The organism is Hyphomonas sp. UBA3601 (assembly GCF_002375605.1).
GTDB lineage: Bacteria > Pseudomonadota > Alphaproteobacteria > Caulobacterales > Hyphomonadaceae > Hyphomonas.
This window is the reverse complement of record NZ_DFME01000085.1, coordinates 26,183-41,684: the sequence shown is the minus strand read 5'-3', so window position 1 is coordinate 41,684 and position 15,502 is coordinate 26,183. Positions and strand designations below refer to the sequence as shown.

At 55.9% G+C, this 15,502-nt stretch carries 15 protein-coding genes; 10 read left to right on the top strand and 5 right to left on the bottom strand.

Annotated elements, in window-relative coordinates:
* Together ettA and B4F73_RS08680 are read left to right on the top strand one after the other, a co-directional pair.
* A partial coding sequence (ettA, locus tag B4F73_RS08685; RefSeq protein ID WP_290483023.1) for an energy-dependent translational throttle protein EttA occupies positions 1 to 1,104 on the top strand: 1,104 nt, incomplete at its 5' end.
* A 281-nt stretch (positions 1,105 to 1,385) separates the two neighbouring features.
* Positions 1,386 to 2,249 carry a sulfotransferase family protein gene (locus B4F73_RS08680; protein WP_206990724.1) on the top strand — a complete coding sequence of 288 codons (864 nt, stop codon included), beginning with the start codon at positions 1,386 to 1,388 and terminating at the stop codon, positions 2,247 to 2,249.
* A gap of 69 nt (positions 2,250 to 2,318) precedes the next feature.
* Here the strand turns inward: B4F73_RS08680 and B4F73_RS08675 are convergent, their stop codons facing one another.
* A complete protein-coding gene (locus B4F73_RS08675; protein ID WP_242517323.1) occupies positions 2,319 to 2,948 on the bottom strand; it encodes an MlaC/ttg2D family ABC transporter substrate-binding protein in 630 nt (209 codons plus the stop codon).
* 35 nt (positions 2,949 to 2,983) lie between these two features.
* The gene (locus B4F73_RS08670; protein WP_290479624.1) at positions 2,984 to 3,739 is read right to left on the bottom strand and encodes an MlaA family lipoprotein; all 756 of its coding nucleotides are present in this window, start codon (positions 3,737 to 3,739) and stop codon (positions 2,984 to 2,986) included.
* A gap of 164 nt (positions 3,740 to 3,903) precedes the next feature.
* Between B4F73_RS08670 and B4F73_RS08665 the strand changes: the two genes are divergently transcribed.
* The 5 genes from B4F73_RS08665 to metH are packed head-to-tail and all read left to right on the top strand — an operon-like array spanning position 3,904 to position 9,897.
* On the top strand, positions 3,904 to 4,860 hold the full coding sequence (locus tag B4F73_RS08665; RefSeq protein WP_290483022.1) for an ArsR/SmtB family transcription factor: 957 nt from the start codon (positions 3,904 to 3,906) through the stop codon (positions 4,858 to 4,860).
* On the top strand, positions 4,857 to 5,765 hold the full coding sequence (metF, locus tag B4F73_RS08660; protein WP_290483021.1) for a methylenetetrahydrofolate reductase [NAD(P)H]: 909 nt from the start codon (positions 4,857 to 4,859) through the stop codon (positions 5,763 to 5,765). The genes B4F73_RS08665 and metF overlap by 4 nt, the downstream gene beginning before the upstream one ends.
* A 3-nt stretch (positions 5,766 to 5,768) precedes the next feature.
* Positions 5,769 to 6,842: a homocysteine S-methyltransferase family protein gene (locus B4F73_RS08655; protein WP_290483020.1), complete on the top strand. Its 1,074-nt coding sequence runs from the start codon at positions 5,769 to 5,771 to the stop codon at positions 6,840 to 6,842.
* The gene (locus B4F73_RS08650) at positions 6,839 to 7,267 is read left to right on the top strand and encodes a gamma-glutamylcyclotransferase family protein (RefSeq protein WP_290483019.1); all 429 of its coding nucleotides are present in this window, start codon (positions 6,839 to 6,841) and stop codon (positions 7,265 to 7,267) included. Before B4F73_RS08655 ends, B4F73_RS08650 begins: the two co-directional genes overlap by 4 nt.
* Positions 7,264 to 9,897 carry a methionine synthase gene (metH, locus tag B4F73_RS08645; RefSeq protein WP_290479619.1) on the top strand — a complete coding sequence of 878 codons (2,634 nt, stop codon included), beginning with the start codon at positions 7,264 to 7,266 and terminating at the stop codon, positions 9,895 to 9,897. The genes B4F73_RS08650 and metH overlap by 4 nt, the downstream gene beginning before the upstream one ends.
* On the opposite strand, the gene B4F73_RS08640 is transcribed toward metH, so the two are convergent.
* A complete protein-coding gene (locus B4F73_RS08640; RefSeq protein WP_206990717.1) occupies positions 9,894 to 10,733 on the bottom strand; it encodes a DUF5694 domain-containing protein in 840 nt (279 codons plus the stop codon). The two genes, metH and B4F73_RS08640, sit on opposite strands and share 4 nt — an antisense overlap.
* Positions 10,734 to 10,891: 158 nt before the next feature.
* On the opposite strand from B4F73_RS08640, the gene pyk reads away from it, so the two are divergent.
* Complete coding sequence (pyk, locus tag B4F73_RS08635; protein WP_206990716.1) at positions 10,892 to 12,316, top strand: pyruvate kinase; 1,425 nt, start codon at positions 10,892 to 10,894, stop codon at positions 12,314 to 12,316.
* Here the strand turns inward: pyk and B4F73_RS08630 are convergent.
* Entirely contained in the window at positions 12,303 to 12,839 is a 537-nt protein-coding gene (locus B4F73_RS08630) for a retropepsin-like aspartic protease family protein (RefSeq protein WP_206990715.1), read from the bottom strand. The genes pyk and B4F73_RS08630 overlap by 14 nt on opposite strands.
* Positions 12,840 to 12,848: 9 nt before the next feature.
* Entirely contained in the window at positions 12,849 to 13,043 is a 195-nt protein-coding gene (locus B4F73_RS08625) for a DUF1289 domain-containing protein (protein ID WP_206990714.1), read from the bottom strand.
* Positions 13,044 to 13,243: 200 nt separating this feature from the next.
* Between B4F73_RS08625 and B4F73_RS08620 the strand changes: the two genes are divergently transcribed.
* Positions 13,244 to 14,185 (top strand): nicotinate-nucleotide--dimethylbenzimidazole phosphoribosyltransferase, encoded by a 942-nt coding sequence (locus B4F73_RS08620; RefSeq protein WP_242517322.1) that lies wholly within the window; start codon positions 13,244 to 13,246, stop codon positions 14,183 to 14,185.
* A 109-nt stretch (positions 14,186 to 14,294) separates the two neighbouring features.
* Positions 14,295 to 15,491, top strand: coding sequence for an acyl-CoA dehydrogenase family protein (locus B4F73_RS08615; protein WP_290479618.1), 1,197 nt, complete (start codon positions 14,295 to 14,297; stop codon positions 15,489 to 15,491).
* Positions 15,492 to 15,502: the final 11 nt, after the last annotated feature.

Sequence of the window (15,502 nt, the reverse complement as noted above, 5' to 3'; positions counted from 1 at the left end):
CCGACCAACCACCTCGACGCCGAAACCGTTGCGTGGCTGCAGAATTATCTGATCAACTTCCCGGGCTGTGTGATCCTCGTGACCCACGACCGATACTTCCTTGATGATATTACCAGCTGGATCCTCGAACTCGACCGTGGCCGCGGTGTTCCCTTCCAGGGCAACTATTCCGGGTGGGTTGAGCAAAAGGCCAAGCGGATGGAGCAGGAGGCGCGTGAAGAGTCCGGTCGCAAGCGCACCCTGGCGAAGGAACTTGAGTGGGTTCGTTCTGGTCAGAAGGCGCGTCAGGCAAAATCCAAGGCGCGTATCAACGCCTATGAGGAAATGGCATCGCAGGCTGAGCGCGAGAAGGTCATGACCGCACAAATCCGGATTCCCCCCGGCCCGCGCCTTGGTGGAGTCGTTCTGGAGGCGGAAGGGTTGCGAAAGGCATTCGGCGACAATCTCCTGATCGAAAATCTGGACTTCAAATTGCCTCCTGGTGGTATTGTTGGTGTCATCGGCCCGAATGGTGCGGGTAAATCGACCTTGTTCAAAATGATCCTTGAGCAGGAGAAGCCAGACCAGGGTAGCCTGCGCATCGGTGATACGGTGAAGATTGGCTATGTTGACCAGAGTCGCGACAAACTCGATTCCGACAAGAATGTCTGGGAGGAAATCTCCGGGGGGACGGATGTCATCGATTTGGGTGGTGTTGAAGTCATGTCGCGCGCATATGTTGGCGCGTTCAACTTCAAGGGCACAGATCAACAGAAAAAAGTCGGGCTCCTATCTGGTGGTGAGCGTAATCGTGTCCATCTCGCCAAGATGCTCAAAGGTAGCCACAATTTGCTTCTGCTAGATGAACCGACCAACGATCTCGACGTGGAAACCTTGCAGGCGCTCGAAGAAGGTCTCGACAATTTCCCCGGCTGCGCGGTGATCATTTCGCACGATCGCTGGTTCCTGGACCGTATGGCAACGCACATTCTCGCATTCGAGGGCGATTCCCATGTTGAATGGTTCGAAGGCGACTTTTCTTCCTACCTTGAAGACAAGAAGCGCCGCTTAGGTGAGGATGCCGTCAATCCCAAGCGTCTGAAGTTCAAGAAATTTGCCCGCTGATTGGCAAGATTTTCGGCCCGCTGGAAGTCGGGCCGTACTTGTTGGCCCAAACTAAAAATGAATTGTCATCGCATTACTGATGAGCGTTTGCTTTGCGGGTAGTGAGAAGTGTGATCGAATTTTGGTGTAAATTCGAATTTCGTTAACATTGGTTAACGAAATGCTTGCGCGTTGCCATTCCTTTGCCGATAAGAGGCTCACCCTTTGAAGGGTGGGGACAGAATGTGCGTATATGCTCGAATTGGGCATTTGTGCCCATGACAATGCGGGAATGTTCGACGATGATCCAAACCGGCGAACCAGGGGACAAGACTGCGGCTGACGCAATCGTCATTGGGGCGATGCGAGCTGGCACGACCGCCCTGTACCGAGTATTCCTTGAAAGCGGTCTAGTGGCCGTGCCGGAATGCAAGGAAACCGACTTTTATCTGTCCAAAGAAAATTTTGCGCGAGGCCTGGGCTGGTATCGCAAACAGTTCGGCAATTCGGACCTTCCTTGGGTGGATTTTTGTCCGAACTATACAAAGCGGGACATGTTTCCAGGCGCACCAGCGCGGACGTATGAAAATGCTCCGAACTCGAAGCTGATCTTTATCGCCCGGGATCCCGTTGCGCGGGCCGAGTCCCAATACAAGCATACATTCATGCATTCAGCATCTCTCGCTGAGCCGGCTGATGTGTTCGACACACATGAGGGTGAGCACATACTTATGGTTAGCAAATATGCTTACCAGTTGGAGCCCTACTTTGAGTACTGGTCTAAAGACGACATTTTAATCGTAGATTTCAACGATCTGCTTGCCAACTCTTCCTCCGTGTTCAGGCGGATCGCAGAGCATATCGGTCTGGCACCTTCGGCCGTCGAACATTTGAGCAATCTGCCCGAGGCAAATTCGGGAGAGGAAATTCGCAAAATGCCTCGTTGGTGGGGGCAAATGCGAGATACAGGTATGGGGAGATACGTCCGTTCGCGCACGCCGCGAGTCCTCATCGACTCCCTGCGCGCAGCGGTCAAAACGAGGAAACCCGTCGAAGTTCCAGAATTCGACGACAGGATTCGTTCTAATCTGGCGCAGAAGCTGAAAACTGATGCGAGTCGCTTTCGGGAGCTGACTGGAAAACCGTTCCGCAGCTGGAGCGTGTAAGCCACACGTAAAAAAGCCCCCAACCAGCCGTCTGGTGGGGGCTATTGATCTTTGGCTGATTTCAGACGACTAGCTTCGCTTCTCGGTTTCCAGCTTCCGCTTCATGCTTTCGATCTTGTCAATCAAGGCCTCGGCCGAGCCGTTCGAGCGGTCTAGCAAAGCGAGGAATTGGGCGCGCTGTTCGATTGCGAGCCAGATCAAATTACCGTCCAGATTCAGGGCAACGTCTACGACCTGATACTTGCCGTCGCGGGTCAGAACGCGCCACCGCACATCCATGTCTTTGCCGTCCTGACGCTTAATGACCGTGTTGACGATCGAATCGGTCGCAGATCGATCCACCGAATCCTTTACGATCACGGCTTCTCCGCGATAGGCGTCGAGTTCATTCTCATAAACTGCGAGTGCATACTCCCGAAAAACTTTCCGGTAGCGAGCTAACTCATCTTCGCTGAAGCGGCGCGCATACTTGCCAATGGCAAAGTTGGACACCGCAGTCATGTCGGTGAACTCATCCATGTAAGTATTGAATTTTTCTGTGCGCTCTTCTGAGTCCAGGGACGGATCGTTCAGCGATGCCAATACGTCACTGGCATTCTCCTGAACATAGGATTCTGTCTTTGCGTCTGCCTGGCTGGTTGGGGCAAGCATCAATACTGCAGCGCCAGCCAATGCAAAATATCGGTAGTAGCGTTTCACATTTCGCTCCTGTTGGTGGTCATCACGCCCCGGACCTACTCTTCAAATTCGTCAAAATCAGGGAGATCCTCGTAAGCATCTTCCTCGTCTATGCGACCATTACGTATTTCTGCCTGACGCTGGGATGAATAAAGTCTCCGCAAAGCGATGTAGGGCTCTGGCTGAGCATTCAGTTGCTCCAGCGCATCATCGAGGGCGACGCGGGCATTCAGCCCTCCGAGAATTCCACGACTCATTTCGATGTGATCGTCGAGGTCGGGATTGTTATCGAACTCTGTCCAGACAAGCGGATCCAGCGCACGATCCACACCGCTACCGAACAGGTCACGCGGCGTTGTTGGACCCATGAGGGGCAGGATCAGGAAGGGGCCGCTGTCGACACCCCACACAGCAAGGGTTTGTCCAAAATCCTCATTGTGCTTCTCAATACCGGTATACTCAGCAACGTCCCAAAGTCCGGCGATACCCAGCGTCGAGTTCAGAAAAAATCGAGCAAATGTTTCGCTAGCGCGATCACTCTCGCCCTGCAGGACATCGTTTACAAAGATCACTGGAGACTTCAAGTTGTGAAGGAAGTCGCTCAGTCGGTCGCGACCGTACTCGGGGGTCACCGTCTCATACAAGTCTGCTGCGGGGCCGAGCGCATACTTGTCTACGCCACTATTGAAGGCGAACATCTGACGGTTGAAGCCTTCGTAAGGATCGGGAACGGTGCCGGATTCAAGGTTTTGTGTGGACGCACAGGCTCCTAGCCCCATGGCAAGAACCGCAGCAAAGAGTCGCTGTGTCATGTGTGGATAACCCCGTTGTGGAAGCCGGTAGATGGTAGTTAAGCGCTGGCGCTTCAACTCTCAATCTCTACCGAAACACGCATAGGTGATATTTCTGTAAAGCTGTGTTGCAAAAACATATAAATCAATGTTTATATCATTAAATGACTTCACGGCTGTCATCCATGATTGAGGCTCTGCGCGCAGCAGGGGAGCCCACTCGTTTGAGGGTGTTGGCCCTGTTGCGCCAGCGCGACCTGTCGGTCGGGGAACTGGTGCAGGTATTGGAGCAGTCCCAGCCTCGCCTGTCTCACCACCTGAAGGCGCTCACGGCTGCAGGTTTGGTTGAGCGTTTGCCTGAAGGTTCATTTGTCTTCTACCGCGCTTCAACCGGGTCGTATGGAAAAGCATTTCTGGATTCCTTGTTTGCGCAACTGGATCGAGACGAGCCGGAACTGGCTCGTGATGCAGCACGTCTGGACGAAGTGAGCGCTGCGCGTGCGGAATCAGCTGAAGCTTACTTCTCAAACATCGCTGAGACGTGGGACCGTTTGCGGTCTCTTCACTATCCCAACGATCTGATCGAGGGGGCTCTAGTCGAACTCGCGGGGATGGGACCATTTGGGCGCGTCCTGGATTTCGGAACCGGTACCGGACGTATGCTGAGCCTATTTGCACCTTTGGCCGAGGAAGCAGAGGGCATTGACCTAAGTCATCATATGCTCACTGTCGCGCGGGCAAATCTGGAACAGCAAGGCATGCATGGTGCCCGCGTGCGTCAGGGGAACGTGACAGCTGTACCGTTTGACGACAACTCTGCTGATTTGGTGATCATTCATCAGGTTCTTCACTATATGGACGCGCCAAATCGGGCGATCGCGGAGGCTAGCCGTGTGCTGAAGCCCGGCGGCCAGCTCCTGATCGTGGATTTCGCACCGCATGATCTGGAGTTTTTGCGCGCCGAGTATGGCCATCACCGGTTGGGTATGGCGCACGAAGCTATGGCTGTGTGGTCTGCCGATGTGGGCCTCGACCTCTTCGAGCCGCGTTCCTTTGCGCCTCCCGAAGGTGAACAGGATGGTCTCACCGTAAATATCTGGAAGGCGGTCAAGTCCGCCAAACCCAAGGAGCATGTCGCATGAGCTCGCTCGTTACCCCTCGGCAGGCAGGCTCGCCGTCTGTTTCATTCGAGTTTTTTCCGCCGAAATCCGAAGCGATGGCTGATCGCCTGTGGGAAACGGTTGAGCGCCTCGAGCCGATGACTCCGAATTTTGTTTCCGTCACTTATGGCGCCGGGGGATCTACGCGTGAGCGTACTCACGACACTGTTCGCCGGATTGCTCAACAGACCCATTTGCGACCGGCTGGTCACTTGACGTGCGTCAGTGCAACCAAGGATGAAGTGCTGTCCGTTGCGGAAGATTACTGGGAGGCTGGGGTAAGGCATATTGTTGCCCTTCGCGGTGATCCACCGAGTGGCATGGGCGAGAAATTCGAACAGCACCCCGGTGGGTTCAGGGATTCAATCGATTTGATTGAAGGCATTCGTGCCCATCGGCCCGATCTCGGTCGCTGCTTCGAGATTTCTGTGTCCTGTTATCCTGAGCTTCATCCTGAGAGTCAGGGGTGGGACGCCGAAATCGCGTTTCTGAAAGCAAAGCAAGATGCAGGTGCGGATCGAGCAATCACGCAATTCTTCTTCGAGCCGGAAATCTATCTGAATTTTCTGGAAAAGGCTCGTGCAGGTGGTGTTACCATGCCCATTGTGCCGGGCATCATGCTGCAACCGAATTTCAAGGGCTTGAAGCGTATATCTCAACTGTGTGGCGCATCACTGCCGACCTGGCTGCATGAGCTCTATGAGGGCCTTGAGGATGATCAGGAAACGCGGGAACTAGTAACAGCTAACGTTGCGGCGGACCTTTGTCGGAAATTGTCCGATGAGGGGGTCTCCGATTTCCATTTTTACACGCTGAACCGGGCTGGGTTGGCTTTGTCCACCTGTCGCCTGCTCGGACTGAAACCCAAACCAGTTGAGGCCGCTTGAGCCATGAACAGACAAGATCGCATCAGCGCCCTGAAGGCAGCCGCCAAGGAACGAATTCTCATTCTCGATGGATCGTGGGGGGTCATGATTCAGAGGCGCGGCCTGGAGGAGGGAGATTACCGAGGGACTCGGTTCAGCGAGTCTGATTATCCCGGCCAGATGAAAGGAAACAATGATATTTTGTGCCTGACGCGGCCGGATATCGTGACCGACCTGCATGATGCCTATTATGGAGCAGGTGCCGACATTTCCGAGACCAACACGTTCAGCGCAACGGTCATCGCGCAGGATGACTACAAGCTGGACCCGCAATCTGTCTGGGACATCAATCTGGAAGGGGCGAAGCTCGGCCGGGCTGCGGCCGATGCGTGGACGGCGAAGACGCCGGACAAGCCGAGGTTCCTGGCGGGCTCCATCGGGCCTCTAAACAAGATGTTGTCCATGTCATCGGATGTAAACGATCCAGGCGCTCGGTCTGTGACCTTTGATGAGGTCTATGAAGCCTATCGCCAACAAATCCGTGCGCTGAACGAGGGTGGGGTCGATCTCTACCTGATTGAGACGATTACAGACACTCTGAATTGCAAGGCGGCGATAAAGGCGATCATGGACCTTGAAGAAGAGGGCATGGACCAACTGCCCATCTGGATTTCCGGCACGATTACTGACCGGTCTGGTCGTACACTGTCTGGCCAGACGGTCGAGGCGTTCTGGAACTCGGTACGTCACGCGAAGCCTTTTGCTATCGGATTCAATTGTGCGCTTGGCGCTGACTTGATGAGGCCGCACATTGCGGCTCTGTCACGCGTAGCGGACACGCTTGTCGCTGCCTATCCGAATGCTGGTCTGCCGAATGAAATGGGCCAGTATGATGAGCAACCTGAAGAAACATCCGGTTCTGTAGGTGGTTGGGCGAAGGATGGTCTTGTGAACATTCTGGGTGGTTGTTGTGGTACCACCCCGGAACATATCGCGGCGATCGCCAACGCAGTCGACAGCATAAAGCCACGTGACCCGGCGCCGAGCAAACACACGATGCGCCTGTCGGGGCTGGAGCCATTCGAGGTGGCCTCATGACGGCCAGAGCCGTGGAGGTCGGAGACCTTTTCGTTTTCTATGGACTGCTCAAGCTGGGCGCGGCCGGGCAACCCGCCGATCTGCCGCTGGACAGTGCGGGTGTCTTCGGGGCGCCCTGCCGCTTTCGAGGGCGGATGATCGATCTTGGAGGTTTTCCGGGTGTCATCGAGGGTGATGAGCTTTGCCATGGTATTCGCTGGCGGATCGGCGATACAGCGATCATGTCAGCAATGGATGCCTTCGAGGACGTAACCAACGACCCGGTGACCAGTCTATACTTGCGTAAACGAATTTCCCTGTTGGATGACACCGGGGCTGAGTCAGGCGAAACCGCCTGGATTTATTGGTATAATCGTCCTGCAGACGGGTTTCCCTCTGTGGTCGATGGCAACTGGCCGCTAGACGCCGGGAAAACGAGAAAATGACAATTGCAGCTTCCCAATCTTTTGTGAACATTGGTGAACGTACCAATGTGACAGGTTCTGCGCGTTTCCGGAAAATGATCACCGAAGGTCGTTACGCGGATGCCGTTGAGGTTGCGCGACAGCAGGTCGAGAGCGGCGCGCAGGTGATCGACGTAAACATGGATGAAGGCATGCTGGATGGCGCCGAGGCCATGCGCACCTTTCTGAACCTGATCGCCGCCGAGCCGGACATTGCCCGTGTCCCGGTCATGATCGACTCTTCCAAATGGGAGGTGATCGAGGCTGGCCTGAAATGTGTTCAAGGCAAGGCGATCGTCAACTCCATTTCCATGAAGGAAGGCGAAGAGACGTTCCGGAAGCAGGCGCGAGCCTGCCTCGCTTACGGCGCGGCCGTCGTGGTTATGGCGTTTGATGAAGTGGGTCAGGCCGACACCAAAGACCGCAAGGTCGAGATCTGCCAACGTGCTTTCAGAATTCTCACTGAAGAAGTCGGGTTCCCCGCTGAAGACATCATCTTTGACCCGAATGTCTTTGCCGTCGCAACGGGCATAGAAGAACATAACAATTACGCGGTCGACTTCATTGAGGCGACGCGCGAAATTCGCAAAACATGCCCGGGATGTCATATATCCGGTGGGCTCTCGAATGTCTCATTCAGCTTCCGAGGCAATGAGCCCGTTCGGCGCGCCATGCATTCTGTCTTCCTCTATCATGCCATTCCGGCAGGCATGGATATGGGCATCGTCAATGCCGGCCAGCTCGATATCTATGATGATATCGAGGCTGACCTGCGCGAGCGCGTCGAAGACGTGATTCTGAACCGTCGCGAGGATGCCACTGAACGGCTGATCGAGATAGCTGAAGGCTTCAAGGGCCAGAAAGGAAAGACGGCCGAGAAGGATCTGTCCTGGCGCGAGGCGCCTGTCGCGAAGCGGCTCGAATACGCGCTCGTGCACGGCATTACCGAATACATTGATGCGGATACCGAGGAAGCGCGCCAATCGGTCGAGCGTCCGCTGCATGTCATCGAAGGCCCCCTGATGGACGGGATGAATGTCGTTGGCGACCTGTTCGGCTCTGGCAAGATGTTCCTGCCGCAAGTGGTGAAGTCCGCGCGCGTCATGAAACAGGCTGTCGCTTGGCTCGAACCTTACATGGAGGAGGAGAAGCAGCGCCTCGGCACTGTGGATGTTTCGAATGGTAAGGTTCTGATGGCGACTGTGAAGGGAGATGTTCACGACATCGGCAAGAATATTGTGGGCGTGGTTCTGGCCTGCAACGGTTATGAGATCCTGGATCTTGGTGTCATGGTGGCCGCAGAAACCATTCTGGATACGGCCGAAAAAGAGGGTGTCGATATCATCGGGCTTTCAGGCCTGATTACACCAAGTCTTGATGAGATGGTCTATGTTGCTTCCGAAATGGAACGGCGTGGTATGAAACAGCCACTCCTGATTGGTGGTGCTACGACCAGTCCCGCTCATACGGCGGTCAAGATTGATCCGGTCATCCGAACAGCCCCTGTTGTGCATGTGTCCGATGCGAGCCGTGCCGTCGGCGTCGTCAGCACGCTATTGAGCGAAGACGACAAACCGGCCTTTGTAACGCAGACCAAAGCACGCTATGAGCGGATGCGCGAAGCGCGCGCGGGCGGTCCGCCGAAACCGCGACTGCCGATAGGTCAGGCGCGCGAGGCTAGGCTCAAACTAGATTGGAAAACTTACACGCCGCCACAGCCAACGTTTGAGGGCGTGCGGACTTTTGAAGATTTCGATCTCGCGACGTTGGCGCGCTATATCGATTGGACTCCCTATTTTTCGGCATGGGACCTGGCGGGTCAGTATCCCCAGATATTGGAAGACAAGATTGTCGGCGAGGCTGCGACCGGCCTTTGGAATGACACTCAAGCCATGATGCAACAACTCGTCGGGGAAGCGTGGTTGAAGCCGAAAGCTGTGGTGGGCTTCTGGAGGGCAAATTCTGATGGCGATGATATTTGCCTCGATTCAGGGGATGTCTTTCATACGCTTCGCCAGCAAATGGTGAAGGATAATTCCCGCGCCAACTTCGCATTGTCCGACTTTGTTGCACCGGAAGGCGATGACTGGATCGGTGGATTCTGCGTTACTTCAGGTCCGCATGCGGAGGAAATTGCGCAAGACTTCATTAAGAGAGGCGACGATTATTCCTCCATTATGGTCAAGGCGCTGGCTGACCGGTTTGCAGAGGCGATGGCGGAATACATGCATGAGCGTGTTCGCAAGGAGTTGTGGGCTTATGCTCCCGATGAAGACCTGTCCAATCCTGAACTGATCAAGGAGAAGTATCGCGGCATCAGGCCGGCTCCCGGCTATCCGAGCCAGCCGGAACACACCGAGAAGGAAACCCTGTTCCGCCTGCTCGAACCTGAGGCGCGCATTGGCGTTTCGCTGACCAGCAGCTTCGCCATGACGCCTGCAGCCAGTGTTTCGGGACTCTACTTCGCGCATCCCGACAGCGTATATTTTGCGGTTGGACGTATCGAAAAAGACCAGGTCGAGGATTACGCGCGGCGCAAGGGGTGGGAGACGCGCAAGGCGGAGCGTTGGCTTGCGCCGATTCTCAATTATGATCCGTTTGCTGTCGACTAATCGGTGAGGTAGGGGGTGGCTTCGACCAGTTCGAAGCCGGGCGTTTCCTGCGCGAAGTGGCGCAGCCAATAGTTGTGTCCTGATCCGTATACGATGAGGATCCGGTCTCCTGGTTCTGCAATTTCGGTGATGTTCGCGAAGATTTCGGCATTGCGAGCATACCAGCCATAGTTCAGAACGGCACCCGCAGCATCTTCGATATCCGACATGTCGAGCAGGCCATAGTAAAAGTCTGAATGCATGGTGCGGATCACAGCCGGGTCATTCTGTCGGACCAGCAATTCTGCGATGGGGGTTGAGGCCTGGTCTTGCATGAGGACTTCGGCTTGGGTCTTGATTGTGTCGATCAGACTGGTGATCTTGTCTTCCCGGCCCGTGCGTGCAGCAAAGGCTTCCACCCGATCGAAGGGAAAGTAGGCGATTTCACCATCCTGAGTGTCGACTGCGTAGACCCGGTCAATTCCGGTCTCGTGCGCGATGCGGTAGCCGATCTGGACCCTCTCGTTGCGCTTTCGGGTCAAATCCTCGGGGACGAAGTCCACAAAGTTCGGGTCGAGCGCATCATCGGTCTGGCGGATGCGCTCCAGGGCGATGGCGGTGGGGCGAAACGCGGTCAGCCGCTCGGCCAGGTCTTGCAGTTCCGCCTGGCGGTGCGGCGCCAACACATCATCTGCATCCGTGTTCACCAGATCCAGGCCCGGATTTTCGAAATGATAGGTGCCGAGCACCATGACCTGGACAGGTTCGACCCGATCTTCGGTGGGCGGCGTTTCGGCTTGTGACAGGGGCACGGCGCAGGCGGCCAGGACAGACAGGGCCAAGAGGGCTGATTTCATGCTCGATTTCTCCTTTTGCATAGGAAGATGCATCGACTTGGTCGATTGGATGCACGCACATGAAGTTTTTGTGTATTGAGCGGGGGAAAAACAGATCGGCTGGCATACCCGAAGGGACTCGTATAGGACCGGTGTCAACCTTGTCATAGGAGGGCGGAATGACTGAAAATCGGCTAATTGGTGAGAACGCAAAGATTGTCGCAACACTCGGTCCGGGCAGTCGCTCGCCGAAGGAAGTTCTGGCATTGGCCTATGCAGGCGTTGACGTCTTCCGCTTGAACTTCAGCCATGGCGAGTACAGTGCACACAAAGATGCCCTGGATGCTGTGCGCGCCGCTGAAAAAGAAACGGGTCGTCCCCTCGCTACGCTGGGAGACCTGCAGGGGCCCAAAGTACGCGTCGGATCGCTGCCGGGTGGAGAGCTGCGACTGCGGTATCAGAAGGAATATGCGGTCGTTGCCGCTGAGACGACCGAGGCGGAAGATACCATTCCAGTACCGCACGCCGAGATTGTCGAAATCCTCGAAGAAGGCGACGTTATCCTGGTGGATGACGGCAAGCTGATGTTCACCGTAACTCAGGCAGGCAGCAAGCCGATGGTGCGAGCTGACGTGCCTGGCAAGTTGACCGACAAGAAGGGCTTCACGGTTCGCGGCAAGGCCCTGCCGGTGCGAGCATTGACCGACAAAGACCGCGCCGACCTTGATTTCGCGCTCGAGATTGGCGTTGATCTCGTCGCATTGTCCTTTGTGCAGACAGTTGAAGACATCGAAGAAGTGAAGGCCATCATTGCTGGTCGGGCACCGCTTGTCGCCAAACTCGAAAAGCCTGCCGCCATTTCAAACCTGGAGCCTATTGTTGCCGCGGCCGACGCTGTGATGGTCGCGCGAGGGGATCTCGGTGTTGAGTATGCGCCTGAAGACGTGCCGGTCATCCAGCGCCGGATCGTACGTTGTGCTCGCGGACTGGGCCGGCCGGTAATCGTGGCGACGCAGATGTTGGAATCCATGATTGAGAATGCCGCCCCGACCCGCGCCGAAGCTTCCGATGTGGCCACGGCCATCTATCAAGGCGCAGACGCAGTCATGCTGTCAGGTGAGACCGCAGTCGGACGCCATCCCGCCACCACGGTGGCCATCATGTCCCGGATCATCCGTGCCACAGAGGGCGCTGAGGATTATCGGCGGTCGCTGGAACAGTTTTCGGGTGACATACCTGCGCAAAGCGCAATCGATGTTGTTGCAGAGACGGCCCAGGGTATGGCCGAGGCGGAAGGTGCGACAGCGCTGGCCCTACGTACTGGCGCTTTTGATCGGCTCGCCCGTTTTGCCAGAGTCCGAGGAACGGCACCGATTCTTTACGGGTCATTGGACGATCAGCGCTTGCGCACGGCCTGTCTGCTCTGGGGCGTGCATCCGCAAAGGCTGAATGCCGGGGCTGACTACTGGTATCGCGACCTGATGGATGCAGCGGGACTTGAGGGTCGCGTGGCCTATGCCCGATGGGCCGGCGATGCAGAAAGGTTCGCGTGGGAAGTTGGTGTCGGAAAAGGCCAGAACGGTGAGAAAATTACCGGCGTATGATCAATTGGCTTTGCTTGAACTCGTATGAATAGAGTTCGCCAAGATAGGTCATACCCAAGAGCGATTGTTCGAGCCCGTCCTTGAGGATCATGGCATCGACACGTTCGATTTCGACTTGGCCTATGCGAATATTATCCAGCGTGACGGCAGCGCCATATGTGATGCCGCCAGCCGTGCGAATTTCCCATTTGTAGTCCAGCGTTTCCGGTTTCAAACCAATCCGCTGAGCATCACGAAAGGTCAAGGCGACGGTGCTGGCTCCGGTATCGACCATGAACTTGACCGCTGTTCCATGCACTTCGGCGCGGGTCCAGTAATGGCCATCTGACTCGCGATCGATAATGGCGGCATCCGCAAAGTTTACCGATGTGCGCTTCTCGGACGGGGCCGGTGCCGGATCCGGTTGCATTGTGGCAATCTCTGCCTGATGCTGCTCCAGCCTAGGGACGAGAAAGAAAGCGACAGTTGCGGAAATCAGCACAGCTGCGCCAAATCCGGATACGAGGGTCTTTCCTATGGACATCGAGAAATCCTAGCGTTTGCCGAGCGCTTCAAGCCGGGTGATCCGCTCAGGCAATTCGGCCATTATCTTCTCGCGTCCGTCTGGTCCCAATCTTACCCAACTTCCGATTTCCTTAAGTGACCGTGCACAACCGAGACAGAGTCCTGTAGAGGCGTCTACAGCGCACACTTTGATGCAAGGGGATTTTATGGGTTGAGTGGTCATGTATTTAGGTTAGTCAGCTCACGAGAGGACACAAGTATCTCATAAACGAGGTAACAAAACCTTGTCGCAGTTAACATGTGTTGTCTGCTATAAGATGAAATCGATTTCAAATGCATTGGGAGCAACCTGCTTTGAGTGAGCCGGCACAACAAACTTCACCATTGGCGGATGCCAGGTCTCTAATTAAGGCGTCGGTGGATGTGGATCCGGCCCCTGGCCAGAAAGTGCGTGCGGCATTGCTCGAAATGGGCCGTGAGGGAGATTTCGGTCGTCTCGGCAAGGCCGCAGAATGGCTTGCTAATTGGCAGCATCGCTTTCCTCCACGTATCGAAAACCCGGTGTTGGCAGTGTTCGCCAGTTCACACGGCCTTCAGTCAGAGGGTGTCTCGCTCTCAAGTCAGACGGATACGCGCGCACATGTTGATGCACTGCGGGAAGGCAAGGCGCCGCTGTCGGCAATAGCAACACAGGCCGGAGCCGCCATACGCGTGTTCGATCTTGCCATCGACAAGCCAACTCCAAGTATTGCGGAGGAGCCGGCCATGACCGAGCGGGAATGTGCCGCGACCATCGCATACGGGTTTGAGGCCACCGAGGAAAAGCCGGATCTGCTCGCGCTTGCCGTCTCCGGAGCAGGGGTCGGCACCGCCGCCGCGGCTGTCGCGTGCGCATTGTATGGCGGAGCGCCGGATTACTGGGTCAGGCCGGACAATCAATCCACGGCCAATTTGGTAGAGCGGCGAGTGGACGTCGTATCGCGCGCGCTGGCTTTGCATCGGGGGCATCTGGCTGATCCGTTACAAGCTCTCAGATATCTTGGCGGTCGGGAATTGGCGGCCTGTGTCGGCGCAATCATTGCGGCGCGGCATCAGGGAATCCCGGTGGTTCTGGATGGATTTGCAACCACTATCGCCGCCGCGGTTGTGCATTCAATCGAACCAAAGGCCATCAGTCACTGCATAGCATCGCACGTGACACGGCGACCAGCTCATGAGGCGGCAGTCGAGCGGTTGGGCCTGCAACCCCTCCTTCAACTCGAGTTTCAAACCGGGGGCGGACTGGGTTCCGCTACGGCAATTGGGTTGCTCAAGACAGCGTGTGCCCCTTTCATTGCTGAGCCTTCAGCGGCAAATGCGACCTGACGCGACGAGAACCTGACGTTTACGCTCACGTCACCTTGCCTTTAGCCGAAAATGGCTGAATTAGAGGGGATAAGTACGATGCGCATCAAGCGCACAGTGAGGAGCCGTCATGAATCTCGATTTTTCGCCGGAAGAGATTACCTTCCGCAATGAGGTCCGCGAATTCATTCGCGAAAACTATCCGAAAGAACTTGAGGGTATCGGGTCGCGTGAGGATCTTACGCGCGAAGAATTCCTCGCCTGGCACAAAGTGCTCGGTAAAAAGGGGTGGTCAACACCTGCATGGCCTGAAAAATACGGCGGCACCGGCTGGACCTCTACCCAGCGCTATATCTGGTCGGAAGAGAATGCTCGCGTTGATGCGCTGATGCCTCTGCCATTCGGTGTGTCGATGGTTGCGCCAGTTATCTACACATTCGGCAATGAAGAGCAGAAGGCTCGTCACCTGCCAGGCATTCGGTCCGGCGAAGTGTGGTGGTGCCAAGGCTATTCCGAGCCAGGCGCAGGTTCTGACCTTGCAAGCCTCAAGACGACAGCGGTTCGCGACGGCGACCATTATGTTCTGAATGGCCAGAAGACCTGGACCACGCTGGCGCAGCACGCGGATTGGGGATTCTTCCTCTGCCGTACGGACCCGACGGCGAAGAAACCTCAAGAAGGCATCAGCTTCATCCTTGTCGACATGAACACGCCGGGCATCGAAGTGAAGCCGATCAAGTTGATCGATGGTACGCATGAAGTGAACGAGACGTGGCTGACGGATGTCCGCGTTCCGGTTGAAAACCTCGTCGGCACGGAAAATGAAGGCTGGACCTACGCGAAATTCCTGCTTGCTCATGAGCGCTCCGGTATCGCTGGCGTTGCGCGCTCCAAGCGGGGCGTTGAACGCTTGCGCAGTATCGCGTCAGAAGAGCTGGTTGATGGTCAGCCATTGCTTCAATCGCAAGATTTTGCGCGCAAGATCAGCCAGCTCGAAATCGACCTGACCGCTTTGGAATTCACTGAACTTCGCACGCTGGCTTCCGAGGCAGCAGGCAAAGGCCCCGGGCCCGAAAGTTCGATCCTGAAAGTGAAGGGAACCGAGATCCAGCAGCGCTTGACCGAGCTTACGCTCGAGGCCGTTGGAAACTATGGTGCTCCGTATGGCTATGGCATGGAAAATACGGGGAATGACGGATTTGGCGTCGGTCCCGACCATGCGAACTTTGCGGCTGAAACGTATTTCAACATGCGCAAGACATCGATCTACGGTGGATCCAACGAGATCCAGCGCAACATTATTTCAAAGATGATCCTCGGCCTTTAGGGCGCACGAGG